This is a genomic window from Caloramator sp. E03, from assembly GCF_006016075.1.
Taxonomy (GTDB): domain Bacteria; phylum Bacillota; class Clostridia; order Clostridiales; family Caloramatoraceae; genus Caloramator_B.
Map to the genome: position 1 here is coordinate 1,484,209 of NZ_CP040093.1, position 26,274 is coordinate 1,510,482.

At 32.1% G+C, this 26,274-nt stretch carries 27 protein-coding genes, 1 riboswitch and 1 other annotated feature; of the genes, 11 read left to right on the forward strand and 16 right to left on the reverse strand.

The genetic code is table 11. The features are described from left to right. Positions 1-20: 20 nt before the first annotated feature. Both FDN13_RS07355 and FDN13_RS07360 read right to left on the reverse strand, forming a co-directional pair. Positions 21-1,199: a DegT/DnrJ/EryC1/StrS family aminotransferase gene (locus FDN13_RS07355; protein WP_138979616.1), complete on the reverse strand. Its 1,179-nt coding sequence runs from the start codon at positions 1,197-1,199 to the stop codon at positions 21-23. Between the two features lie 20 nt (positions 1,200-1,219). Then, positions 1,220-2,341: a DegT/DnrJ/EryC1/StrS family aminotransferase gene (locus FDN13_RS07360; RefSeq protein WP_138979617.1), complete on the reverse strand. Its 1,122-nt coding sequence runs from the start codon at positions 2,339-2,341 to the stop codon at positions 1,220-1,222. 256 nt (positions 2,342-2,597) lie between these two features. Here FDN13_RS07360 and FDN13_RS07365 point away from each other — a divergent pair, with 256 nt between their 5' ends. From FDN13_RS07365 to FDN13_RS14585, 6 genes are all read left to right on the forward strand, one after another. Continuing rightward, entirely contained in the window at positions 2,598-3,044 is a 447-nt protein-coding gene (locus FDN13_RS07365; RefSeq protein ID WP_207670920.1) for a ferritin family protein, read from the forward strand. Positions 3,045-3,097: 53 nt separating this feature from the next. Further along, positions 3,098-3,195, forward strand: a riboswitch (TPP riboswitch). Positions 3,196-3,267: 72 nt separating this feature from the next. Then, positions 3,268-4,074, forward strand: a complete 807-nt coding sequence (thiD, locus tag FDN13_RS07370) for a bifunctional hydroxymethylpyrimidine kinase/phosphomethylpyrimidine kinase (protein WP_138979618.1) — start codon at positions 3,268-3,270, stop codon at positions 4,072-4,074. Between the two features lie 102 nt (positions 4,075-4,176). Then, positions 4,177-4,977 carry a hydroxyethylthiazole kinase gene (gene thiM / locus FDN13_RS07375; protein WP_138979619.1) on the forward strand — a complete coding sequence of 267 codons (801 nt, stop codon included), beginning with the start codon at positions 4,177-4,179 and terminating at the stop codon, positions 4,975-4,977. Then, positions 4,968-5,588: a thiamine phosphate synthase gene (gene thiE / locus FDN13_RS07380; RefSeq protein WP_138979620.1), complete on the forward strand. Its 621-nt coding sequence runs from the start codon at positions 4,968-4,970 to the stop codon at positions 5,586-5,588. The genes thiM and thiE overlap by 10 nt, the downstream gene beginning before the upstream one ends. Positions 5,589-5,660: 72 nt before the next feature. Further along, the gene (gene ytaF / locus FDN13_RS07385) at positions 5,661-6,272 is read left to right on the forward strand and encodes a sporulation membrane protein YtaF (RefSeq protein WP_138979621.1); all 612 of its coding nucleotides are present in this window, start codon (positions 5,661-5,663) and stop codon (positions 6,270-6,272) included. A gap of 211 nt (positions 6,273-6,483) precedes the next feature. Next, positions 6,484-6,783 (forward strand): YmaF family protein, encoded by a 300-nt coding sequence (locus FDN13_RS14585; RefSeq protein ID WP_138979622.1) that lies wholly within the window; start codon positions 6,484-6,486, stop codon positions 6,781-6,783. Positions 6,784-6,948: 165 nt separating this feature from the next. Here the strand turns inward: FDN13_RS14585 and asnS are convergent, their stop codons facing one another. From asnS to FDN13_RS07410, 4 genes are all read right to left on the reverse strand, one after another. Continuing rightward, on the reverse strand, positions 6,949-8,340 hold the full coding sequence (gene asnS / locus FDN13_RS07395; protein WP_138979623.1) for an asparagine--tRNA ligase: 1,392 nt from the start codon (positions 8,338-8,340) through the stop codon (positions 6,949-6,951). A 47-nt stretch (positions 8,341-8,387) separates the two neighbouring features. Then, positions 8,388-8,625, reverse strand: a binding site (T-box leader). Positions 8,626-8,677: 52 nt separating this feature from the next. Then, positions 8,678-9,124 (reverse strand): DUF2383 domain-containing protein, encoded by a 447-nt coding sequence (locus FDN13_RS07400; protein ID WP_138979624.1) that lies wholly within the window; start codon positions 9,122-9,124, stop codon positions 8,678-8,680. A 55-nt stretch (positions 9,125-9,179) separates the two neighbouring features. Beyond that, positions 9,180-9,440 carry an alpha/beta-type small acid-soluble spore protein gene (locus FDN13_RS07405; RefSeq protein ID WP_138979625.1) on the reverse strand — a complete coding sequence of 87 codons (261 nt, stop codon included), beginning with the start codon at positions 9,438-9,440 and terminating at the stop codon, positions 9,180-9,182. A 107-nt stretch (positions 9,441-9,547) separates the two neighbouring features. Beyond that, on the reverse strand, positions 9,548-10,384 hold the full coding sequence (locus FDN13_RS07410) for a DegV family protein (RefSeq protein WP_138979626.1): 837 nt from the start codon (positions 10,382-10,384) through the stop codon (positions 9,548-9,550). Between the two features lie 290 nt (positions 10,385-10,674). On the opposite strand from FDN13_RS07410, the gene FDN13_RS07415 reads away from it, so the two are divergent. The 3 genes from FDN13_RS07415 to FDN13_RS07425 all read left to right on the forward strand — a co-directional run bounded on the left by FDN13_RS07415 (position 10,675) and on the right by FDN13_RS07425 (position 14,288). Beyond that, positions 10,675-11,178: a nitroreductase family protein gene (locus tag FDN13_RS07415; protein WP_138979627.1), complete on the forward strand. Its 504-nt coding sequence runs from the start codon at positions 10,675-10,677 to the stop codon at positions 11,176-11,178. A gap of 238 nt (positions 11,179-11,416) precedes the next feature. Further along, positions 11,417-12,616: an SH3 domain-containing protein gene (locus tag FDN13_RS07420; protein ID WP_138979628.1), complete on the forward strand. Its 1,200-nt coding sequence runs from the start codon at positions 11,417-11,419 to the stop codon at positions 12,614-12,616. Between the two features lie 490 nt (positions 12,617-13,106). Next, the gene (locus tag FDN13_RS07425) at positions 13,107-14,288 is read left to right on the forward strand and encodes an O-antigen ligase family protein (RefSeq protein WP_138979629.1); all 1,182 of its coding nucleotides are present in this window, start codon (positions 13,107-13,109) and stop codon (positions 14,286-14,288) included. A 410-nt stretch (positions 14,289-14,698) separates the two neighbouring features. Here the strand turns inward: FDN13_RS07425 and araD are convergent, their stop codons facing one another. The 7 genes from araD to ulaG all read right to left on the reverse strand — a co-directional run bounded on the left by araD (position 14,699) and on the right by ulaG (position 20,763). Further along, positions 14,699-15,388 carry an L-ribulose-5-phosphate 4-epimerase gene (gene araD / locus FDN13_RS07430; protein WP_138979630.1) on the reverse strand — a complete coding sequence of 230 codons (690 nt, stop codon included), beginning with the start codon at positions 15,386-15,388 and terminating at the stop codon, positions 14,699-14,701. Between the two features lie 26 nt (positions 15,389-15,414). Then, a complete protein-coding gene (locus tag FDN13_RS07435; protein ID WP_138979631.1) occupies positions 15,415-16,269 on the reverse strand; it encodes an L-ribulose-5-phosphate 3-epimerase in 855 nt (284 codons plus the stop codon). Positions 16,270-16,289: 20 nt separating this feature from the next. Then, entirely contained in the window at positions 16,290-17,327 is a 1,038-nt protein-coding gene (locus FDN13_RS07440; protein ID WP_138979632.1) for a hypothetical protein, read from the reverse strand. A 73-nt stretch (positions 17,328-17,400) separates the two neighbouring features. Next, positions 17,401-17,694 carry a PTS sugar transporter subunit IIB gene (locus FDN13_RS07445; RefSeq protein ID WP_138979633.1) on the reverse strand — a complete coding sequence of 98 codons (294 nt, stop codon included), beginning with the start codon at positions 17,692-17,694 and terminating at the stop codon, positions 17,401-17,403. A gap of 28 nt (positions 17,695-17,722) precedes the next feature. After that, positions 17,723-19,174, reverse strand: a complete 1,452-nt coding sequence (locus tag FDN13_RS07450; protein WP_138979634.1) for a PTS ascorbate transporter subunit IIC — start codon at positions 19,172-19,174, stop codon at positions 17,723-17,725. 61 nt (positions 19,175-19,235) lie between these two features. After that, entirely contained in the window at positions 19,236-19,670 is a 435-nt protein-coding gene (locus FDN13_RS07455; protein ID WP_138979635.1) for a PTS sugar transporter subunit IIA, read from the reverse strand. Positions 19,671-19,698: 28 nt separating this feature from the next. Next, complete coding sequence (ulaG, locus tag FDN13_RS07460) at positions 19,699-20,763, reverse strand: L-ascorbate 6-phosphate lactonase (RefSeq protein ID WP_138979636.1); 1,065 nt, start codon at positions 20,761-20,763, stop codon at positions 19,699-19,701. Positions 20,764-21,138: 375 nt separating this feature from the next. Between ulaG and FDN13_RS07465 the strand changes: the two genes are divergently transcribed. Beyond that, positions 21,139-21,960, forward strand: coding sequence for a DeoR/GlpR family DNA-binding transcription regulator (locus FDN13_RS07465; protein WP_138979637.1), 822 nt, complete (start codon positions 21,139-21,141; stop codon positions 21,958-21,960). Between the two features lie 95 nt (positions 21,961-22,055). On the opposite strand, the gene FDN13_RS07470 is transcribed toward FDN13_RS07465, so the two are convergent. The 3 genes from FDN13_RS07470 to FDN13_RS07480 are packed head-to-tail and all read right to left on the reverse strand — an operon-like array spanning position 22,056 to position 25,150. Continuing rightward, positions 22,056-22,904, reverse strand: coding sequence for an acetyl-CoA hydrolase (locus FDN13_RS07470; RefSeq protein WP_138979638.1), 849 nt, complete (start codon positions 22,902-22,904; stop codon positions 22,056-22,058). A gap of 35 nt (positions 22,905-22,939) precedes the next feature. Then, positions 22,940-23,764, reverse strand: coding sequence for a methyl-accepting chemotaxis protein (locus FDN13_RS14540; RefSeq protein WP_138979639.1), 825 nt, complete (start codon positions 23,762-23,764; stop codon positions 22,940-22,942). Positions 23,765-23,800: 36 nt separating this feature from the next. Then, positions 23,801-25,150, reverse strand: coding sequence for an LVIVD repeat-containing protein (locus FDN13_RS07480; protein ID WP_138979640.1), 1,350 nt, complete (start codon positions 25,148-25,150; stop codon positions 23,801-23,803). Positions 25,151-25,362: 212 nt separating this feature from the next. Here FDN13_RS07480 and FDN13_RS07485 point away from each other — a divergent pair, with 212 nt between their 5' ends. Then, positions 25,363-26,244 carry a LysR family transcriptional regulator gene (locus FDN13_RS07485; protein ID WP_138979641.1) on the forward strand — a complete coding sequence of 294 codons (882 nt, stop codon included), beginning with the start codon at positions 25,363-25,365 and terminating at the stop codon, positions 26,242-26,244. Positions 26,245-26,274 lie beyond the last annotated feature (30 nt).

Sequence of the window (26,274 nt, forward strand, 5' to 3'; positions counted from 1 at the left end):
ATGCTTTTTATAAATATACATTACATTGTTTTTTCTACGCATTCAACGAGTTTTTCAGCTACATACTGTGCATCCTCTAATGTAAGGATTGAATATAATGGTAAGGATATTTCATTCTTGTATTGATCATAAGTGTTAGGATAATCCTCTATCTTATATCCAAGATTTTTGTACAATGTAAGCATCGGAAGAGGAATGAAGTGAACATTAGTTGCTATATCCATATCAGCCATCATTTGTATAACAGTATTTCTCTTTTCTTCATCGAAGCCCCTTATTCTTAATGGATATAAATGATAGCATGTTTCCTTAATACTATCTTTCGCAAATGGAATAATAGCCCATTGCTTTTTAGAGAGTATTTCATTGTATACCTCAACAATTTCTTTACGCTTTTTTAACATATCATTAAACCTTTTAAGCTGCACTAAACCTATCGCAGCCATAATATCTGTCATGTTACACTTTAATCCATCAGTTACTATATCATATTTCCAAGCTCCCGCTTTCATCTTTGACAGAGCGTCCTTTGTCTGTCCTTGAAGTGATGTGTATTTAAACTCTTTGTATAAATCCTCTTTTCCTTTAAAATTATTATCATTGTAGGTTATAGCTCCTCCTTCTGCAGTAGTCAAATTCTTTACTGCATGAAAAGAGAATACATGAAAATCCATCTGTCCTCCAACCTTTTTGCCTTTATATTCTGCCCCAAAGGAATGAGCAGAATCTGCTATTAATATTATATCTTCCCTTTTTTTAGCTTTTAAAACCTGTCTTAGCCTATCATAATCAACTGGAACGCCAGCAATATCAACAGCTATTATAGCCTTTGTTTTTGATGTTATAGCATCATATACTCCTTCTTCATCTATTAAGAAGCTATCTTTTTTTACATCAACAAATTTCGGTTTTATGCCTCTATGCAAAATTACATTTGCAGTTGCAGCGTATGTATAAGGAGTTGTAATAACTTCATCATCCCCTCCAATATTGAAAACCTTTAATATAAGTTCAAGACCTGCTGTTGCACTATTTAGAGCTACTGCATGTTTTGTACCACAATAACTTGCAAGGTTATTTTCAAATTCATAAGTCTTAGGCCCTGTTGTTATCCATCCTGATTTTAAGACTTCAACAACTGCATCTATTTCCTCTTGAGTTATATCAGGAGGCGAGAAAGGTATCTTTTTATTTTCCATTAAAATCATCCTTCCTAATCTTATTTTCTATAGAAATTCTTTATAGTTTCGCATACATATAAAACTTCATCCTCTGTTATCTCTGGGTATATCGGAAGAGCAATAATGCTTTGAGAGATTTTCTCTGAAACTGGGAAATCACCCTTTTTATATCCAAGGTGCTCAAAACTCCTTTGAAGATGAAGAGGCATAGGATAATATATGCTATAACCTACTTCCTTTTCTTTAAGATAATTTGCTAAATTATCCCTATCTTCAGCTAATATATTAAATACATAATATACTCCCTTTTGCTCATACTTAATCTTAGGAAGCCTTATATATGAGCAATCCTTTAAATTTTCCATATAAATATTTGCAACTTTATTTCTTTTTTCGATTGCATCATCTATATATTTTAGTTTAACGCTAAGTATAGCTGCCTGAAGAGTATCAAGCCTTGAATTATAGCCTATGTAATCATAGTGATATTTTTTAGATGCCCCATGAACCCTATAGCTTTTTGCAAGTTTTGCAAGGCTCTCATCATTAGTAATAATCATTCCCCCATCACCATATCCTCCAAGGGTTTTGGTTGGGAAAAATGAAAATATACCAAAGTCCCCTATTGTTCCTGCATGCCTATATGTATTACCATTGCCCTTCCATCTCATTCCAAAGGCCTCTGCAGCATCCTCAAGTACTCTAAGGTTATACTTTTTAGCAATTTCCATTATTCTATCCATATTTGCCATCTGATCAAATAGATGTATAGGAAGTATACCAACAGTATTATTATTTATTTTTTCCTCTATCATATCTGTATTAATCTCAAAGGTATCCTCATCAATATCAACAAATACAACTTTACCACGATTTCTTAATACACAAGAAGCTGAAGCTAAAAATGTAAAGGGTGATGTTATAACTTCTTTTCCATCTTTAAAACCTAAAATATCCGCAGCAATGGTTAGAGCATCAGTTCCAGATGCAACACCTATTGCATACTCTGCCCCTGTATAATCTTTTATTTCCTCTTCAAATTCTAAAACCTTACCTCCAAGTATAAAATCACCTTTGGAAACTACTGACTGTATTGCATCATTAAATTCACTTTTTCTATTATTATATTCCCTAACCGATGTATAAAAAGGAACCTTCATCTATATATCCTCCTTAATAATTATTATACTGTTAATTATACTACTTTTTTTATTTGTTTTTCAGTTTTAACACAATATTCTTAAATCATTAATAATTATTTTATAAATATATCTTCATACAACATGATCTTCCATATACATTACATCATCTTTATTTTAAAACTTAATTTTTAATTTAATTTTTTATCTGATTTTAAACAAAAAATCCTTCAATGCATATTATAATATTGTATCTTAAATTAATAGGAGGTTAAAAATGAACATTTCCCCTCTCCCTGGAATGCTTTGTAATTATGATTTATTTCAAAAATCCCTTATGCTTATTAAGGAAGCTGTTCAGGACGAAAGAAAAGATGAACTTTTTTACGATTATTTAATAAGCGTTGCTCCAAACCAAGAAGCAAAACAGATTATCGAATCTATAAGAAACGATGAAAGAAGGCATAATCAAATATTTAGAGCAATTTATAAAAACTTTACTGGTCAGGACATTCAATCAGTTGATGAGCCTTTCGAAAAACCATCCTCTTATCTTGATGGTCTTAAAATGGCCCTAAAGGGCGAACTATCTGCTGTTGTTAAGTACAGACAGATTAAAGAAGGCCTTCCTCTTGGGTGTTATCAAGATCAGGTATTTAATATTATAACCGATGAACTTAGACACAGCTCATTTTATAATTATCTTATAACTTTTGCAAAATAATATGTTCTCTTTTTAAATTTTATATTTTATAATGTTAATAGAATTGAATATTAAGCAATTACTAGGGGAGCATTTGCTGAGAAGGCTGCAAAGCCTGACCCTTTGAACCTGTTTGGGTAATGCCTGCGTAGGGAAGTAATTGCATCTATTGATATATTTAAGTATATAAAAGATGCAATTATTTGCATCTTTTTTTGTTATTTAAAAATAAAGGAGGAATATTATGAAAAACGTATTAACAATTGCAGGATCTGATTCCTGTGGAGGAGCTGGAATTCAAGCTGACATCAAAACCTTTAGTACTCTTGGTACTTATGCCATGAGCGTTATAACTGCTGTAACTGCTCAGAATACAAAGGGAGTTTTGAGTGTTGTCGAACTTGATACTGAAATTATAAAAAAGCAAATCGACTGCCTCTTTGAAGATATCGAAATTCATGCATTAAAAATAGGTATGGTATCGAGTATAGATATTATCGAAACAATAGCTAATCGTATTAAATATTATAAATTTAAAAATGTTGTATTAGATCCAGTTATGGTATCTAAAAGTGGTTATCACCTTCTAAGAGATGAATCAAAGGATGCACTTATTAAAAACCTTTTTCCACTATCACTTATTGTAACACCAAACCTTTTCGAAGCTGAAGTTATTACTGGAGATAAAATAGAAACCATTGATCAAATGGAAAATGCAGCAAGAAAGATATATAACCTTGGTGCCAAAAACGTAGTTGTAAAAGGCGGTCATTTAACTGGTGATGCAATAGATGTATTCTTTGACGGAAAGGATTTTATACACATCAAAGGAAAGAGAATTAATACTAAAAATACCCATGGTACAGGATGTACATTTTCATCTGCAATTGCCGCATATATCGCAAATAGCTACTGCGTATATGATGCTGTAAAAAATGCAAAGGAATACATAAACGGCGCAATAGAAAATTCCATAGAACTCGGACATGGAGTTGGTCCTGTTAATCATTTTTATAGTTTATATAAAAAGGCAGGAATAACAAATAAATAGATATAATAGTTTTACCACTGCCTTATATGCTTATATGTTTATTACAACATTTATATATAATGCTAAGCCTATATATAAATTTTAAGTTGGGAGGAAATAAAAATGTTAAAATCAATTGCTAATGTTTTAAAAAAAGTTCGTGAAAATACCCCTCTTGTTCAATGCATAACAAATTACGTTACAATCAATGATTGTGCAAATATTCTCCTTTGTTTTGGTGCTTCTCCTGCAATGTGTGAATCTAAGTATGAAGTCGAAGAATTTGTAAATCTCATCTCTGCACTTTATATAAATCTTGGAACATTAACCGCGGAGCAGGAAGAAGCATCTATAATTGCAGTAAAAAAAGCAAAAGAATTAAATAAACCTGTTGTACTTGATCCTGTTGCCTGTGGAGCAATAAGCAGAAAAATGGATATAGCAAGGAAACTTCTCCAATATGGAAATATTTCTGTAATAAAAGGGAACATAGGAGAAATAAAATCCCTTGCAGGGTTCTCTGGAAAAGTAAGAGGAGTTGATTCAATAGACGATGGCGAAGATGCAATAGAAGCCTGTATATCTCTTGCAAATCAGTATAATACTGTTGTTGCAGCTACAGGTAAAAGGGATATTATAACAGATGGAAAAAGGACATGTCTTATTTACAACGGCACACCAATATTAACATTAATCACTGGAGCAGGCTGCATGGTTGGTGCCTTAACTGCTGCCACTTCTATATGTAATGATAGGTTTACATCAACAGCAGCTTCAATACTTGCTATGAACCTTGCGGGAGAAATGACACAAAATTCAATGGAAAAAGTTTTGCCTGGAACATTTAAAGTAAAACTATTTGACTTTATATATAACCTTACTGAAGATGATATATTGAATGGAGGTAAAATAGAATGCCTATAGATTATTCTCTTTACCTTGTAACCGATAGAAAAATATTAAATGGGAAGGATATCTTTAAAGCCGTTGAAGAAGCTATAAAAGGAGGAGTTACTATAGTTCAGCTCCGCGAAAAAGATATATCAAGCCTTGAATTTTATAATATAGCAATTAAAATGAAAAAGCTTACAAGTTATTATAATATTCCTCTTATAATAAATGATAGGCTTGACATTGCTCTATCCGTTGATGCTGACGGACTTCATATAGGGCAGGAAGATTTACCCCTTAAAGTTGCAAGAAAATTAATTGGCGATAAAATATTGGGGTATTCTGTCAGTAGCATTGAAGAAGCAATATATGGAGAAGAAAGCGGAGCTGATTACCTTGGTGCAGGTCCCGTGTATCCAACTTTAAGCAAAGCTGATGCTAAAGCTCCTATTGGAGTAGAAACACTTAAAAAGATAAAAGATAGTGTTTCGATTCCCGTTGTTGGAATCGGCGGAATAGGAATTTCAAATATAGAAGAAGTTAAAAAAACAAATATAGATGGTATCTCTTTAATATCTTCAATATTGGGAAGCAGCTCCATTGAAGAGGCTTCCAGAAAGTTAATAAGCCTTTGGAGAAAATAGAATTTTCCAATATCGAACCTTTTCTATAAAATTGCATAATATAATCTTGTACTAATCTTTTTGAGGTATAACATGGATTTTATTTCTGTTTTTCTTTTTGCAGTCTCTACAAGCACCGATAATTTTATTATTGGATTAAGTTATGGGATTTTAAAAATCAAAATCAATATAATGAGCAATTTAATTATAGCCTTCATCTCTTGTATTGGTACTTTTATTTCAATGCTAATTGGAAAAACATTCGTAAACTATATTCCTTCAATTTATTCAAATTATTTAGGGAGTGTATTGCTAATATTACTTGGATTATATATGTTAATAGGCTCTTTAAAGAAAAAAAGCCTTGCTTCTTGTGATAAAGGTAAAAAAAACAATTACTATGAAAATTTTATTGAACATCCTGAAATAATTGACTCAAACAATTCTAAAAACATTGAATTTAAAGAGTCAATCCTCTTAGGCATCATACTATGCATAAATAACTTTGGCCTTGGTATTGGTGCAAGCATTACTGGATTAAATATATATTTAACATCCTTTTGTTCAATGATATTTAGCATAGTATTTATTAAATTAGGCTTTTATATTGGTAACAAATCTCTTCCTAAAAATTTGTCAAACTGTTGTGAGATTGTATCATCATTAATAATAATCATTCTTGGAATATACGAATTAATTATATAAAATATTCATATTGTCCACAAACCATTTTTGTGTTAGGAACTTTTTCAGCAGTCTAAAACAGGTTTTGAACCTGTTTTTTATTCATAATATAGTGAACTACCCCACTTATAGAAGTGGGGATTTTTGTCGCTAATTAGTTAAAAAGATTGTTTTGTGTCATTTTTTGTCATACAACATAATATATATCAGAACAATATATTGAGGTGATAATGTGAGAAATTGTGGATATAGCTGCCATGTACACCGTTTCTCTGGTTGTACTACAGTCTGCAAATGCCACAGTCATTATTATAACTGCATATCCGACACTAACGAAAACTGTAGATGCCACAAACACTGTCTATACGGCAAAACTGATTCTGCCTGCGGTCACTGCCATGAGTTTAAATTTTTAACCTGCTTTGATATTCCTATATGGGGTGGACGCCATATTCACTATTACTGTGGAATTACAAAAAAAGAAAAGGGACACCGCCACTATATAATGGGCTATACGCTTAAGGATTGTTAATTAATTCAAAAATATTAAAAGCGCCAATGCATTAAATGTTTTGGCGCTTTCCTCATTTAGCAGCAGGAAACTCCCACTGCCATCCAGATTCTTTGTGAACTACCCCACTTATAGAAGTGGTTGACTCCTGTCGCTGATTAGTTAAATAATACTATACTACATAAACTAAAATTCTGCATTTTTTGGCGTTCTTGGGAAAGGTATAACATCCCTTATATTGCTCATTCCAGTTAAATACATAATCATCCTTTCAAACCCAAGACCAAAGCCTGCATGCTTTGTTCCACCATATTTTCTAAGCTCTAAGTACCACCAGTAGTTATCCATGTCCATTCCAAGTTCCTTCATCCTTCTTTCAAGTACGTCAAGCCTTTCTTCTCTTTGACTTCCACCTATTATCTCTCCAACCCCAGGAACTAAAAGATCCATCGCAGCAACGGTTTTATTATCATCATTAAGCCTCATATAAAAAGCCTTTATTTCCTTTGGATAATCAGTAACAAATACAGGTTTTTTAAACACCTTTTCTGTTAAATACCTTTCATGTTCAGTTTGAAGATCTATTCCCCACTCAACAGGGAACTCAAACTGTTGTCCTGACTTTTTGAGTATATCTATTGCCTCAGTATAGGTTACATGTCCAAATTCAGAATTTACAACATTGTTTAGCCTATCAAATAAAGTGTTATCTATGAAACTGTTAAAAAATTGCATTTCCTCTGGAGCGTTTTCCATTACATAGTTTATTATATATTTAACCATATCCTCTGCAAGCTCCATATCATCCTTAAGGTCTGCAAAGGCAATTTCAGGCTCTATCATCCAAAATTCTGCAGCATGCCTTGGGGTATTTGAATTTTCAGCCCTGAAAGTTGGTCCAAAAGTATATACATTCCTAAAGGCTAGAGCAAAAACTTCAGCCTCAAGTTGTCCACTTACTGTAAGGCTTGTTGTTTTCCCAAAAAAGTCTTTTGAATAGTCAATCTCTCCACCTTCAGTCCTTGGAAGGTTATCTAAGTCAAGTGTTGTAACCCTAAACATCTGCCCTGCACCTTCACAGTCACTTGCTGTTATTATAGGAGAGTTTACATAAACAAAGCCTCTTTCTTGAAAGAACTTATGGATAGCATAAGCTGCTATGGAACGTACCCTAAACACGGCTGAAAAGGTGTTACTCCTTGGTCTTAAGTGGGCTATAGTTCTTAAATATTCAAAGGAATGTTTCTTCTTTTGCAAAGGATAATCAGAACTTGAGGTTCCTTCAACTATTATACTATCAGCTTTAATTTCAAAAGGTTGTTTTGCTTCTGGAGTTAATATAACTTTACCTAAAACAGTTATTGAAGTGCTTATTGGGAGCTTTTCAACATCCTTAAAATTTTCAAGCCCCTCATCAAATACAATCTGAACATTTTTAAAGAAAGTTCCGTCATTTAATTCTATGAATCCAAAGGATTTTGATGATCTTAAAGTCCTAATCCAACCTGATATCTTTACCTCTTTGTTTTCAAAACTGTCTAGCTGCCTATATAAATTCTTTATTGTAGTTCCTTCCATCTTTACCCTCCTCCTTTTGTTGTTCAAAAATAAAAACCTTCGCCACATAAAGGGACGAAGGTTAATTCGCGGTACCACCCAATTTGCCAAAAGGCCACCTCTAAAGTACAGGATTTATATCCGATACTCTTTAGATATAAGGTTCTAAACACCCCCAAGCCTACTCTTTTCATTTCGGTTGGGAACTCCGGGATGTTCTTCAATACAGCTGTGATGCCGAACTTCCACCCTCATCGGCTCGCTTAAATCCATTTCTGTATCTACTCTTCCCTTCATCGTCTACTTAATATTTTATTCGTAAATTATAATATTATTAATCAATATTGTCAAGATATACTTACTGCACATTGCCTACCTCTCGAATTAAATTGTTTAATGTATCAAGATGATTCCTATCTTCATTTAGCATTTCCTTTACAAGCACTGCACTATTACCATCAAGATCCCCTTTTACAACTTCAGTTGCCATTCTAATTCCAAAGTCCTCCCCGTCATAGGCCTGTTTTAATATTTCAATATCACTTTTTTTGTTAATATTTTTTATATTAGATGCAACCTCTGCTATTTTGCCAATAAAGCCAACTCCATTTACAGGCTCCCCACCTAAGTCTTGTATCCTTTCAGCAATCTTTATAGCATGGTTTTTGTGATCTTTTTGTATATTTTGAAGTTCATGTTTTACATGCTTGTTTTGAACCTTTTGGATGAATTTTTCATAAGAATCTATTCCCATATACTCTCCTTTAAGCAATGTATTAAGTTCGTCGATTATCTTACTATTCATTAAATCACCTCTAAATAAAAAGGGAGCAAGAATACTCCCTTTTTAACTATTTATATTACTTTCCTGCTAAGTTTCTCTCATAAGCCTCAACCATTTTCTTTACCATGTAGCCACCTACAGTACCACATTCTTTAGAAGTCATATTTCCCCAGTATCCAGTTGCTGGTACCTGTACTCCTACCTCTGCTGCTACCTCTTCTTTGAACTGGTCAAGCCCCTTCTTTGCTTCTGGAACAACACTTTGGTTCTTTGAACCTGCTGCTGCACCATAGCCAGCTGCTCCTGCAAATCCTCCATAGAATTTGTTGTCTGCCATTTCATTCACCTCCTGTTCCTGTTCTACTATTAATTTAACCAATATTCGAACTTATAATCAGGGAGTTGGTGGATGAAATGATTAATATTGTTAATATATCATTTATATTAAAAAGCTATTATAATTCCTCCTTCGTTAGCATACACTGTACTTATTCCTGCTGTTGGAACTATTATAATATCTTTAAATTTATACCTTTTTAAAACTTCATTTTTAAATTCAATTGCTTTATCAAGGCAATTACAATGGGCAATTCCTAAAACTTTATTTTCTAAGTTGACTCCCTGCTCTCCTATTATTTCTATAAACCTTCTAAATGCTTTTTGAGCGCCTATAACCTTTTCTTGTATCTTTATAGTTCCTTCCTCAGTTCCTGCCATTATAGGTTTCAATGAGATTAAAGATGTAACCTTTGCAATAATAGGGCTTATTCTTCCTGCCTTAACAAGATTTTCTAAGGTATTTAACATAAAAAACGTCTTCATTTCCTTTATATATTCTTCAACTTTATCTACTATCTCAAGTTCACTAATGCCTTTTTTGCTAAGCTCATCTATTTTTAAACTTACAAGTGTCTCCCCAACAGAAGCACTTAATGAATCAAAAACATGTATAAATTTTTCTTTAATTTCTTCTTTAAACATATCCTTTGCCATTACAGCACTTTTATACGTTCCACTTAAGGCTGAAGATAAAGTTACAACAAATACACTTTCATCACCATTATATTGTTTCATAAAATCTACTGGAGAAGGACAGGATGTTTTAGGACATTCTTTACTTTTTCTCATAACATCAAGAAAATCGTTAATATTTAAAGTTTCATCATCCTTATACACTTTCCCTTCAATTTCTATGGTTAAAGGAACAATACTGATATTCGTGTTCCTTTTTATCTCATCGTTTAAATCACAGCAGCTGTCAGCGATAATTTTAACAGTCATAATAATTCCTCCTACTTTCATATTAATAGACTATATTAATTAATATACATTGTATACTAAATATAGAAATATTAAAATTGTTTTTCTCATTAAATATTTATGTTTTTAATAAATATTTCAAATAATTAACATAATTATTGCATAAATAATGGTGAAATTTTTCGAATTTTTGAATAAATCAATATATAGACTTGCTATTGTAAAAAATATATAATAAAAGGAAATATTAAGTATATAATAACTATACTTATAATAAATTTATACTACATATTATTTTAAGGAGGTGTTCTATGGAATATTTTGACCTAATAAGGAAAAGATGCAGTATTAGAGCTTATAAAAAGGACAATGTTGAAGAGGAAAAATTAAAACTTATTCTTGAAGCTGCAAGGTTAGCTCCTACAAGTGCAAATAAACAAGCTTTTAAAATACTCGTTATAAAAACAAATGGTAGAGAAAACGAACTTAAAAAGATATATAATAGGGAATGGTTTGTTGAAGCCCCAATAATCTTAGGAATATGCTCAATACCAAGCAAGGCATGGACAAGGGCTGATGGCAAAAACTATTGTGATATAGATGCTGCAATTGTTATGGATCATATAATACTTGCTGCAACTGAGCTTAATCTTGGCACCTGCTGGATTGGAGCTTTTGATAATAAAGCTGCAAAAGAAGTTTTAAAGCTTGACAGCAATCTTGAGCCTGTTGCTTTTACTCCTTTAGGATATCCAAAGGAGCATAACTATAATAAAATTAGAAAAGATATAGAAGAACTGGTTATTTGGTACTAACCTTATAATATTTGAATAATGGATTTTCATTTAAATCTTTATAGAAAAGCTACTCTAAAATAAAATTTCAGAAAAATAATTGTTTTACAATTAGGGAGCCTATATAATTCAAGAGATTATATAGGCTCCCTTTTGTATTACCACATTTTATTCATTGAAAACAGTTAAACCTGCAAAGTATAATTATGTTAACCAATATATTTTTTATTCTATTCATAAAGCGCAAAGGAGGAACTATATGAAAAAAACTTTGTCAATTCTATCTGTAACAGTATTTCTATTAACATTTCTTTTTATGCCTTATAAAAAATCCTTTGCAGCTCCTCAAAACCCAATTACAAGGAGTGAAGCTGAAAAAAGAGCTCTTAACATTATTAATCTAAAATGGACCTATTCAAAAAATAAAAACGGTAATATAAGTGCTGACAAATCTTTTTATGTAACACAACCCTCACAGTTTAAAGATGTAGTCAGCGGGGTATTCACAGGCATCCCCTACAACTGGGGAGGATTAGATAGCATTGACACCTATTCCTACAATGCACCGTGGACAAGTTTTCTTGATGCAATAGAAAAAGGTGCATTCGCTGGAAATGTTAATACTCAGTCAGGCATGGGATACATTTCACAAACTGCTGGACTTGATTGTTCAGGATTTGTACAAGCTGTATTTAATATAAAGGATTGGAAACTCTCTACTTCTACCCTTTTTAATAGCTATTTTACTAAGATAGATATAAAAGATTTAAAGCACATGGATATATTAAATAAACCTGGCGATCACGTTGTAATATTTGATAGATGGGGAAGTTTAAATGGAGTTGATGGTGCCTTTACCTATGAATCTACTACCGATACATTCTACGGTGGAATTCAAGGTACAAAGTGTTACTTTTTAAGCATGAAAGAAATAAACAATGGCTATATAGCTGGAAGATATAACTATATAATAGATGATTCACAGCAATCTACAATACAAACCACTTCCTCACTTAGTGGAACTACACAGTCTGAAACTCTTCCAAAGCCAGTTGACACAGGAATATTTGCTCAAATATCAGATAGCGTATCTCTCGCTAACCTAAGAAGTGCTCCTTCAACTTCTGCAAGCATTATAACAGCACTTCCAAAGGGAACAATAATATATATAGTAAGCTATTCCTCTGGTTGGTACCAAGTTAGCGTTAATGGACAAAAAGGCTACGTATGGGGAAGTTTAATATCTCCTATACCCAGTGGAAAATATGTGACAGTTAAGGGTGTGACTCAGCTTAATATAAGATTAAATCCTTCATCAACATCACCTATAATAGGAGTTTTAAAACAAGGACAATATGCTATGGTTCTTGATTACTCCTCAAGTGGCACCTGGTACAAGATAAATATAAATGGAACCGTAGGCTGGGCCTATAGTTCATATCTTTCATACATTTATTAATTATTAAAAGCCCTATACTTTTTATAGGGCTTTTAATAATTTCAGGCTGTTGAAAAAGTTTGTTTTTGTTAAGCCCCCTGAAGACTTTCCCTGGTACTTATTCATTTTACTAAGCAATTCTAAGCTCATGAAAGATGCCTTTTTAAAATCCATTCACGGGGCTCTTGCAAAGTTCTTAACCCAAAATGGGTTGTCTAAAATCCGTTTTGAGTTAATGTAATCACTGTGAGCTACCACCACTTATAGAAGTAGGCGACTTCTCTTGCTGATTAGTTAAATAAGATTTTAAAATTAATATATTTTTAAAATCTTATTAATTATTGCTCAATAATTAATGGTATATTATTTTTTTGTAAGTTTAATATAAAAATAAAAGAATCATTTTAGTATGTAAACATTTTTTTAAATTTACTACTAAATGTTTGAAGTTTACTACTTTATGATTTACTATAAGAAATGGTATGGAAAAATATAATAAAGGGGTCTTAAAATGTTTACATCAGCACTATTTGTAGTAATTTCTCCATTTACGTCTTTTATACCGATTATTTATATGATATATAAAACAATAACAAACAAAGACGTCATACCAATGAATCCTTGGAACAGAGGACTATTAGTTCTCTTTATATGGTCGTTAATAGTCGGGATTATAAATAGAAATATTATATCAACCCTATTGTCAGTAGCTTTTCTTCTTTACTTTTTCTTAAGCGTTTTTATAGAAAACTACTATGATAGTGAGTATAAAATTGAAGAATTATTTAAACTAATTTTGAAAATATCTTTTTTCTCAGCTCTTATTGGAATAGCTGAAAAAATAGCCTTCAGCTATTGGTCTAACCCTTTTTGGGCAAAGATATTATCATGCCACCCTTGGCCAGATAAGAACCATAGAATATACAGTACCTTTGGTAACCCAAACGTTGCAGGGGCATGGTTCTGTTGTATGATATTAGTTTGTATTTATTTCATTAATAAGAACCAAAAAAATAAATTATTTTACTATATCGCATTAACTCTTTTTATTATAGCCTTTTTCTTAACAGGATCTCGTGGTGCTGCCTTTGGACTTTTTGCTGGTATATTTATATATTTCTTTTTAAGCAAAAACAAAGAAACCTTTAGTTTCTTATTGTTATCTTCTTTGATAATTGTAGCAATGGTTTATGCTCCGCTATATTTACCAAGTTTAAAATTTATCGTAGGCCATGAAATAGATAACTCCATAAATAGCCGCCAAGCTATATGGGATGGATGTTACAGAATGTTTCAGCTTAAACCAATAACTGGATGGGGACTCTTAGGAATATATAAAAATGGAATTTATTATATTAATTATTATAAGAGAGAAGTACATGGTCATAATATATGGATAACTCTTGCAACCACCTTGGGAATAGTTGGACTAACTGTGTATATCTATATGAAGCTATATATATTTGAAGGTATAAGAATTCTTTATAATGATAATTGCAGGCTTGTTCCTCTTCTTGCTGCAATACAGGCATCAATAATAGTACATGGAATAGTTGACTTTACTATAATGGCTCCTCAAATGGGAATTATGTTTATAATATCTTCATCAATGATAGCCTCTCTTTCAATGCAATATAACGACTCTACAGTTAAAAATCCTATACCAGTACCTTCATACAATTCTCTTCTATAACAAAAAGGATTATTTCAATATATGAAATAATCCTTTTTCAAATTCAATTAAATTTTCATGTTCGTCAATTTATTAACAAAATATTAACACACAACTTCTTATTTTATGCTATAATACATTATGATGACATTTAGGAGTCATGATATATAATGTAATGGCTCCTAATCCCCCTCTTTTTTTATATTCAAAAGCTTATCAAAAATACTAATAAATATAATCACTTATCATTCAAATACTTCAAACTCTATTCTTCATGTTTTCAAAGTTAATCCATTTTGGAATAATAATACTTATTTAACTTTATATAAAATTATAATAGTTTCATGTTTTATATTAAAAAATAATGCATTAGATACAGAATTTAAACTCAAATACCTAATGCATTCTATTTATAACAATATTATGTTATATTATTTTTGCCCATAGTAAGCATTTTCTCCGTGTTTTCTCATAAAATGCTTAATTATTAGTGTATTTTTTGCACCAGAGTCTGCTGGATTTAAGATTTTTGTATGATATGCCATACTTGCTATCTCTTCTAATATAACTGCATTGTGTACAGCCTCCTTTGCATCTTTACCCCAGCAGAATGGCCCATGATCATTTACAATAACACCTGGAGTATGCATAGGATTCTTCCCTTTAAGAGTCTCTACTATAACCTTACCAGTTTCCTTTTCATAGCTACCTAATATTTCTTCATCTTTTAAGGGCCTTGTACATGGAATTTCTCCATAAAAATAATCTGCATGAGTTGTTCCCATAGCAGGAATTGACATTCCTGTTTGAGCCCAAATAGTTGCCCAGTGAGAATGAGTGTGAACAATTCCTCCAATCTCAGGAAATGCTTTATAAAGCTCAATATGAGTTGGAGTATCAGAGGATGGTCTAAGTTTTCCCTCTACAACATTCCCTTCCAAATCAACAACTACCATATCCTCTGCAGTCATATTTTCATAATCTACTCCACTTGGCTTTATTACAATTAGACCTTTTTCTCTATCTATTTCACTTACATTTCCCCATGTATAGATAACAAGATTTCTCTTTGGCAATTCAAGATTAGCTTTCAATACTCTCTCCTTTATATGCTCAAGCATATTAATGCCTCCTTAAATTAATCTTTTTAAGCATATTCCTTTAAAGCTCTTTTAAACTTTTCATCCATAAATCTTCTTGCATTTTTAATATCATCCATCCAATTCTCATTTCCTGTATACCAAAACTCTGCAACATATTTTCTAACTCCTAAAGCCCATGAAGTTTTAATTATATTTTCAAAATCAACATGGCCTGTACCAAAAGGAATCTCTCTAAATTTATTAGGTATAGTTTCTTTTAAATGCACAGCAGCAATATGCCCTTTTCCAGCTTTTATATCTTCAAATACACAATTGTTGTATAATACTGCTGCATTTGTTATATTGCCTGCATCAGGATATATCTGCAAGTATGGAGAATTTATTTTATTTACATAATGCATCGCTTTGCTAACAGTATTCATAAATTCCGTTTCCATGGTTTCAAACGCAAGTATTACTCCTTTTTTTGCTGCCATTTCAACGCACTTTTCAAGATTTATTAAAAAATATTCCTTTGTCTTGCTGTTTGATTCCTCATAGTATACATCATAACCTGCAATTTGAATTATTCTTATTCCTATATCACAGGCAAGATCAATTGCTTTTTCCATTATTTCAATGCTTTTTTCTCTTACAGCTTCATTAGAGCTTCCAATGGGATATTTTCTGTGACCACTCAAACACATAGTGCGTATTGGAATTCCAACCTCATAGATATCTTTTATAATTTCAAATCTTTCACTTTTTTTACTATCAAGTCTTGCAAGTTTTTCATCGGTTTCATCTATGCTCATTTCAACAAAATCAAAGCCTGCTTCCTTTGCACAAGTAAGTTTTTCTTTCCATGAAAGATAATTTGGCATCGATTTTTCATAAAGTCCAAGCAAGTAATCCTTCATAGTACCACCTTCTATTCCAATTAATCTGTTACAAAGTATAATGCTGCTTCTCCTATTTCACGATTTGCAGAAACTATAATATCTCTATCCTTATCATTTATTACATAAATATTACTTGGGCCTGTCCCAGCCTCGATAACACCTGTTTTAAAGGTCAATGGATTTTTGCTTTCACATTGAATATAGAAAAGCTCCTTTTCAAATCTTCTATATCCACCTATTATCGTTGGAATTCCTCTTAGCATTCCACCCCATACTACATGTCCAAAATCCATTTCCTTTGGGTATTTATAAACAATCTCATATTTGTCTCCAATTTTCTTATTTATAACGAAATTTCCTCCATGAAAGGGCTCAATAGTTACAAGCTCATCAATTCCATCACCATCTATATCAATTACTGCAATATCGCTTACAGGCCTTTCTAATACAGTTTCAATAGTCCACCCTTCTCCTTTTGATTTTGGAGGAATAACAGCAAAAACTCCTTCTTCACATGTTACCATTCCTGCAGTCTTTCCATTCCAAACAGCCCTGCAATATCCATGGTTCTTTGTTAATCCTTCCTTTATAACCGTAAGCTCAATTGGCTGTGAAAGATCATCAGGAAGCACACCAACATATATTTTACCAGGATCTGACCAGTCATCCTTGTCCTTCTTTGATGTGCATAAAGTTGCTCCAATAAAATAATTAACTCCTCCCGATGTTAATATATCAAAACGATGAACATAAGGAAGATTAAGAACAGTTTTTACATCCCATTCTCCATTTTCTAATGGTTTTCCCCATACAATAGTTGCATTTTCTGACCTGAATGTTGGGAAAAAGTTTTGAACTGCAAGAAAATCTCCATTTTTCCCCGGAATAGGCACAATGGACATAGTTCCTCCTGGCCCATCCCATACTGTTGATTGTTTAAAATCAGAACCTGAGAACATATAGCATGGTCCCTCTCCCTCGGTTGCAAAAAATATTTTTCTTTCAGAATTTACATCAAAACTGCTTACAGCATAGCATCTATGAAGGTTTGCTAGAATTTTCTTCTCAAATTTCATATTGTCAGCTCCTTTTTATTTTATAAATGCTTCATCGGAACATTAAATGTTCCGATGAAGCATAAAGTAATAATCATTTTTTATTAACAATGTTTTCAATAATCTTTTGCTCTATTTCCTGTTCAGATAATAGATTTTTAAGTCCTATTACTATAGTTCCATTTGCAGCAGCATTCGCAAAATTTCCTTTTAGCGCCTCAGAGCAAAATACAACATCGTAATTTGATGCAAGGTTTTTTGCTTCACTAACACTGCTGTGATGAATTTGAACAGATATTCCAAGTTTCTTAAAAATCTTTTCTATTTTCATTTTTATAATCTGGCTTGATCCCATTCCGCTTCCGCAAGCTGCTATAACTTTTAACATTTTTATACCTCCAAAATAATTTTATATCTTACTTTGATATACTTGCTGCATAAGATTCATAATCTTCAGCAATTGTAAAATAATGTTCTTTATTCTTTCTATATTGGAATTGAGGAATAGCAAGAAGTAAAAGGATTACAACAGCAACACCTGCATATTTACCGTATTTCATTAAAACTCCTATAACTGGCCATACTGTATCCCAGTCAAAATTACCATGCCATCCTCCAAATTTAGCAAGTTCAAAGAAATATGCTGCAAATGCTCCTCCTAATACTTGTAATATACCAGATAGGAAAGGAATAATCGCTGCTGCCTTTAAGCCACCCTTTTTATTTGCAAATACTGCAAAGGTAGCGTTATCAAAGAATACTGGAACGAATCCTGTAATTATTAATACTGGGCTCTTGAATACTATAAGTCCTATTATCATTAAAAATTGTCCCAAAGCTCCAAATAAGAATCCTATTGTTATTGCATTTGGATGACCAAATCCATAAGTTGCTGCACAGTCAACGGCAGGTATTGAACCTGGAAGAAGTCTGTTTGATATACCTTGGAAGGATTCTGTAAGCTCTGAAACGAACATCCTAACTCCAAGCTGTAATATACATAAGTAAACTGCAAAATTAAAGGATTTTTCAATTATATAGAAATAGAAGTTTTGAGTCTTGCCAAAGGTATTATCTATTTTATGAAGCAGTTCAGGTCCTAATATGGTCATAATAATTCCAAAGAATAGGAGCATTAAAATTCCTGTTGCAACAACATTTTCATTAAATATTGATAAAAATCCTGGAAGCTCTAAATCCTCTATTTTCTTTCCTTTTTTGCCTATTTTGCCTGCTATCTTATCTGTAAGCCAAATTCCAAACATCTGCTGATGACCAACTGCAAATCCGCCGCCTTCAGTAAGCTCCTGACATGCCTCAACTGTAAGGTTTGAAGCAACTGCCCAGTATGTTCCAAGTAAAAGTCCAAGCATAGTTACAACACCAGCATTGCTAAGCTGTGGGAAACAGAAAAATACCATCCAAAGTGCTGTTGAAGACTGCTGTACCATTATATGTCCTGTAATAAACACTGTACGTACTTTTGTCCATTTTCTAAGAAGAACAAGTACTATGTTGAATATAAATGCTATAAGAAGAACTACCATCATCATGGAAAATGCTTTTCCAGACTTTTCAACTGCAGCCTGAGCAGCTGCCTGACCAAAATATGGGTCTATAACTGCTGCTGTTAAGTTAAATCTATCTTTTAGTGCTGCAAGTATTGGCCTGAAATTGTTAACAAGTCCGCCAGCTGCAACATTTAAAATAAGATAACCAACTGTTGCCTTAATAAACCCTGCTAATGCTTCGTAAAAAGGACGCCTTAAAAGAAGGTAGCCGATTAAAACTATAAAACCAACGAAAAAGGCCGGCTTTGTGAGGATATTATTCTGGAAAAATCCCCATACTGTCATAATAATGTTCATAAATTTTCCCCCTCCATTATTTTTTTATTTTGAAGTTATAATATAACTTTAATTAACATTTTTAAAAAAGATTTTTAATATCTTCAATAGATTCTGCTTCAAGAAGCTTTTTAACAATGTTTTCATCTGATAGATATTCAACAAGTTCTGCAAGGTTTTGCAAGTGAATACTATTATCTGTTGAAGCTAATACGAAAAACAATCGAGCATCATGTTCAGGGCTGTCGCTAAAATGCACAGGTCTTTTAGTTTTCATAAAGCATACAGCTGTTTCATTTACTCCTTTTCCTTCCTGTGCATGAGGAATGCAAATATCAGGGGCTATTACTATATAAGGTCCATACTCTTTTACATTTTTTATAATTAAATCTATATATTCTTCAAGTATTGCACCATCCTTTATAAGAGGCTGGCATGCTGCTACTATTGCTTCTTCCCATGATTCAAATCCGTCATGAAAGGAATATCTTTTTTTCTCTATTAGTTCCTTAAACATTTTATCCTCCAATCAATTAATATTTCTATTATAGGAATGAAGTAAAAGGAATGTTTATATCGTTTTCAAAGCAATCATCAAAACCTCTTGGATAATGGTACTCTCTATTATCTTTATCATCTGGGAATACAAACTTTCCTCCAACCTGCCATATAAATGGTTTGAATTTATATTGAAGTCTGTGCTTTTTCATCTCATAAAGCATAGTTATTTCAGCTGGATCAGCCTGAAAATTAGACCATATATCATGATGGAAAGGAATTATTACCTTTGTGTTTAAAGCTTCTGCCATTCTCAAAATATCAGATGCAGTCATTTTATCTGTTACTCCTCTTGGGTTTTCTCCAAAGGAACCTAAAGCAACATCTATCTCATAGTCATTTCCATGTTTAGCATAATAATTTGAATAATGGGAATCACCGCTGTGATATATATTTCCTCCAGGAGTTTTTATAAGGAAATTAACTGCCTTTTCATCCATATCATCAGGCATTCTGCCTCTTATATCACCATCTGGAGGTGATGTAATAAGTGCTGTACGGTCAAAGGACTCTAAAGCTACTATCTCAATGTCTTTTATTTTTACAACATCACCAGGCTTAACTGTTATGCAACGTTCCCTTGGTACTCCCCATTCTATCCATTTTTCAACTGAATACTTTGGTCCTATAAAGGGAACATCCTTTGAACAGTTTTTCATAACTGCTGCTGCAACATTAACATCTATATGATCATTATGATAATGAGTAGATAATACCGCATCTATTTCTTTTATTGCAAAAGGATCAAGTACACAGGGTGAAACCCTAAGATTAGGCTGAAGTTTTTTTCCTCCGCACATTCTTGCCATCTGGTGCTGTGGATCTATATATGGATTTGCTTTTGTTTTTTTGCCGCTTCCACACCAGAAATCAATACATATATTAGTATTTCCTTCTGTTTTTACCCAGATACCTGTACATCCAAGCCACCACATGGCAAAGGTTCCTGGTTTTACTACTTCCTGTTCAATCTCTTCATTTAGCCATGTACCCCATTCTGGGAATGTACTTAGAATCCATGATTCTCTTGTAATTTGATCAATTTTAGCCATTTATTATCCTCCTTAATCGTTCATATAATTTATTTTTTGTTCTTTTACACATTGTTCCTAACATACTTAATTTTAAAAGTTGAATTTTAGTTCTTGCGTGTAAAACAATCATAAATTATTTGATATATGAATGATTTATATGTTTTATGATTGTTTACACTTCAATAATAACTAATTTTTTGAATTATTTCAATATAAAATTTTCATATTATTATTAAATATTTTTAAAAACTATGATTTTTGTTTATTTTATGTTTGAAATCAATCATAAAATAAAATATAATATAAGTATAAGAGATCATTTGTTCATTTTATGTATTGAAAAATTACTGTATTAATGTTTTAGTTTATTTAATATTAATTATGGAGGGCATTATGAAAAATAGTAAAGGTGTAGTATGCAAAAGGCAACAATTAATACTCCAATATTTAAATGAGCACAAAACAGCAAAGGTAGAAACTCTTTCCGAATTGCTTAATGTATCTCCTATCACTATAAGGCGCGATCTTCAGATATTTGAAGAAAAGGGAATAGTAGAAAGGTTTCATGGAGGTGCAACCTTAATCGAAGGTGCGTTAGGAGATGATCCAAGCCTTAGCGATTCATCAAAAAACTATATTCTCCAAAAGCTTGCAATAGCAAAAATGGCTGCAAGTTTAATTAATGATGGTGATACTATATTTATGAACTCAAGTTCAACAGCATTACTTGTACTAAAATATCTGCATAACAAACATGTAATAGTAATTACAAACAATGGTAAAGCACTACAAGTACAAAAAGATCCAAAGGTTGAACTTGTTTTAACCGGAGGAGAAGTTTATGAGAGAAAACAATCAATGGTTGGAGAGTTTGCAACTCATATACTATCAAAGGTTGTTGCAAATAAGTGTATCATGGGTGTAAGTGGTATAAACATTAAAACTGGTATTACAACATCTGTACTTCAAGAAACAGCAGTAAATCAGATGATGCTAAAAAGGTGCAGCGGCCCTGTAATTGTCCTTGCTGACAGCTCTAAGATAGGAGTTGAACACAACTTTATAAGCGGAGATTTAAATAAAGTATCTTACCTTATTACCGACTCTGGAGCAGATCCTAAGCAGTTAGAAATGCTAAAAGAAAAGGGAATTGAGATTATTACAGTCGATCCACTTGATGCATCTGAACTTAATGGTTTTAATAGTATAACTTAATAAATATAAGGATATATTTTGCATCCAAAATCGTCAGGCAATTTAGACTTTTAAAGAATCATAATAAAGCCCTATCCTTTAGGATAGGGCCATATTTATCGCATTGTTATATATCCATGATATTGTGTATAGTTATCACTTTCAGCAATATCTGTTAAGAATATGCTTGATATTTCAAACCTTGGCTTTAAATATGGAAATTGATCATATTTTGCCCAAGATGGTTTTTTAATATCTTTTGCCTTTACTACAGCTGCTTTATACCACTGAGATGGGCAATCAAACCACATTTCAACTACTCTTTGATATGGACATCCATTAACCTCCTGAATAATTTTACTCGATAACATTCTTAGTACTTCTGGCATAGCTTGGAATTTAGGAACAACTTCTTCATAAAACCACTTGTCCCCTTCTTCCATAGAAACACCCTCTGGATATTTCATAACAAATTGCCATCTATAGTTTGGACCATCTTCTGCTGTTCTTTTAGAACCTTTGAAATCTTCTTCCCAGCAAATCGGTACAAAAGCAAATATAAATGGAGGCATCCCGTTATCTCCACCTGTAGATCTTGCATCGTCCCCTTCTATATTAACTGTTTTTCCATTACTTAAATCTTCATCATCTGGAATATTTCCCTGCCATTTTAATACATCTACTGGAAAATATTCTGTAAAAGCCTTATTTTTAAATTCCTCTGTCATTGGATTAACCAACCAGTAATGTTCTGTTAACTGCATTCTACATGTTCCAAATCTTTCTCCTTCTGGTGGAGTTGGCAAAGCTGGATAAAATGCATACTTAGCTACGTAAGGTCTAAATTGTGAAATACTATCTGCTATATGGTAGCGATATAACCAATGTTTTAACTTATGCCTATAATCCTCTTTTACAACATCAACATATATAAGACTTCTCATAGGTTTAAACTCTATAGACATTATAATCTCCTCCTATTTATTTTAATTATAACTTTTTAAATGTTTATATTTAAATTATCAACTAAAACTTTTGAACTTGTTGCTATTTGTTCAATAGTGGCAGCTATCTCTTCTACAGAAGAAGCTTGTTCTCCTGCAATTTCGCCTATAGTACTTATAGAATTAGAAATAAACTTACTACCCTTATCAATATCCAAAAGAACTGCAGACATTTTCTCAGCAGTTTTTTGACTTAACAGAGCTAATTTTCTCATTTCATTTGCAACAACTGAAAATCCTCTCCCATTTTCACCTGCCCGTGCTGCTTCTATAGAAGCATTTAAGCCTAAAAGATTAGATTGTTTAGATATGTTATGAATCAAATCAACAAATTGATTGCTTTCACTTATGTTTTCTTCAACCTGTTTAATTTTTTCAATCATAAAATTCAATTGTTCTGATAGCTTTAAAGCATCATCGGCAATCCCATTAATAGTTTCGCTCACCTTTTGCAAGGAACTCATCAAATTGATAGAATTATTTTTTATTTCTTCTATCTTTTCTGTGCTTTGTGAAATTCCAAGTGTTCCAATTACTTCTCCATCGTCACCAAATATAGGTACTGCAATAATCTTCATATCTAAACCATCAATTTCTTTCTTTAGTACCTTGTATAATTTCTTTTTCTCCTTAATGATTTGTTGTATTCCTGTCATTTCAATACTATTTAAAGGCCCCACCTTAAATGGTGCTTTTACTGTATTTCCATCCTCAGAATATATACATTCACTTTTATTTGTAACAGTTAATGAAAAATCCCCTTCAATTATATCCTTTATTATTGAAATAACATCTATAAGGTTTTGAAGCTTTTTTTCCATTGTAATCCTCTCACTTATTAGATTATATTTTTATATCTAAACGGTACAACGTAAAATGTACAAGCCGTCTTGGAAAGTATCAACATAAATATAGCCTCTATCATCTACAAGTACATCTTCTGTGATTGCCACCTTAGATCCTGGAAGCAAATCTCCTGTTGGATTATTAAATAAATCAGCTTCAGGATCAGGAGGGATAAAGTAAGCAATCTCCTTTGGTACGAAAGGATCTGATACATCATATATGCGAAGCCCCGCATTAAAATAGCAACAGTAAACTCTATCATCTCTCTTTTCATAAACGTCAGGACCAAATGCGTCAAAAATATTATGTGGTCCAAATGGTATACGTACGCCATCAACAATATTAAAGTTTGTCCCATGTGTATATCCTTCAGGTACTTCTGGATATGGGAAAATAGAAATTAAGCTTGGGTTACTGATATCTGTTATTTCAATAATGCCAATCATGTTCATCGGCTGGGTTACAATCTTTTTGAATAAGCCTTCAGTTGCTTCATTACAAAAATATCTTGCTCTTTCACCTTCTGTTGTAACAACAACATAAGGACGGTTTCCAAGGGGAAGTACAGAGTGAATTGGTGCCCCTGCAGCTCCTCCACCAAAAGGAGGATTAAGATGTAAACAATTAAGCATTTTAGGATTAGCCTTATCTTTTACATCAAGCATAATAAATCCTTTATTTGCATAAGCCATATAAACGATATCATCTTTTGCTACACAAGCATGCAAGAAAGGTGAAGAAAGTGCTTCCGCTGAACCGTAACGTGTATTTTTAGCTGTAATCTTATCGTTAAGATATTGTTCCGATGCCCACCATCTTCCAACTTCCACTGGATTTTTTGGATCTTTTATATCTACTATCCTTAAAATAAATCCATTATATCCTTCACAGCTTCCCGTCACATAAACATACCTTCCGCCATTATAAAAAAATCTGTGTACACCTGCACCTCCTTTACATTCGAATTTAGATAAAAGAATCGGGTTCTCTGGATCAGTTTTTACATCCCAGATCATAATGCCGCCCCAAAATGGCAGACCTACTTCCGTTCCATGTAGTTCTTTCAATGTTCCCCCATGGGCTGTTATCATTATTCCATCTGCTATCTGAATTTTAGGAGTTCCTTGTCCATCATGCACACCTTCAAAAAACCAAGGTCCTTCCATCCATTTTACATTTCTTGGATGTTTAGGATCTGTAACATCTATAATATTCCATCCATTGTGTCTAAAGGAAGCAGTATATAAATAATATCTGTCTTGTACTTTTTGCATAGCCATTTGAAAACCTGGTTTCCCATTTAAATCATTAAAAGCAACCAATTCTATATTTTTTGCCAAAGGTTCTTTACGTCTACACATCCTTATTAACCTCCATCTGTACCTTTTCATTTTGATTCATAAAATTAATCCTTACATTTTCATAATAGTATGATAATTTTTAAAAGTATAATATCCATATTGCATGGTTGTATAACCTATGAGTTATAAAAAATTTCAAAATATTTAATTTTAAAATACTATATGCTATATTATTTATAGTACAAAAATTTTTACTATAAGAAGGGAACCCTATGAACGAAATACAAATACAATATTTTATGGAATTATGCAAAACTTTAAGTTTTACAAAGGCTGCTCAAAATTTATATGTTTCACAGCCCGCTATTAGCAAACAAATAATATCATTGGAAAAAGAATTGGGATTTCAATTATTCGAAAGAAGCAATAAAAGTGTATCCCTTACCCCTGTTGGAAAATTATTTTATGAATTTTTTCAAAGAACAATAATCGACTATGAAAAAACAATAAAAAATGCCCAAAAAATAATTAATGAAAAAAATACATATATAGTGATAGGTTTTTTAGAAGGTTGGGATATGTCAAAATATCTACCTTATATTACAAAAGCACTTTTCTCAAGTTATCCAAATATCTCTATTGAATTTGTCAGCTATAACTATAAAGATTTAAGTAGTAAATTAGAAAATAAAGAAATTGATTTAGCAATCAGCCTTTCACCTAATTTTGAGGATTTACCAAATATAAAGATTAAAGAGATAACGACCATACCGAGCTTGTTGTTTTTTTCATCATTTCATCCTTTAGCAAACAAAATAAATCTTTCATTTAATGACTTTAAAGACGAAACTTTTTTCGTCTTTTCTGATAAATCAAAAATAACTTCAAGGGATATAGTAATTAAAATATGCAATAGCTATGGATTTACTCCAAAAATCTCAGTTGTACCAAATATTGAATCGATGATTCTAAATGTTAAAAATGGTTTAGGCGTTGCTATATTTGATGACTGGATACAATACAAGCATAATCCTGTACTAAAATATATACAGACAAATCATAAGCATAAAATAATTGCTGCATGGAATAAAGCTAATGAAAATAATATTATTGATTCTTTCATTAAAGAACTTGTATCCATTTTAAATGAATAAGAAGAGACGGTTACTAAATCTTTCTATGAA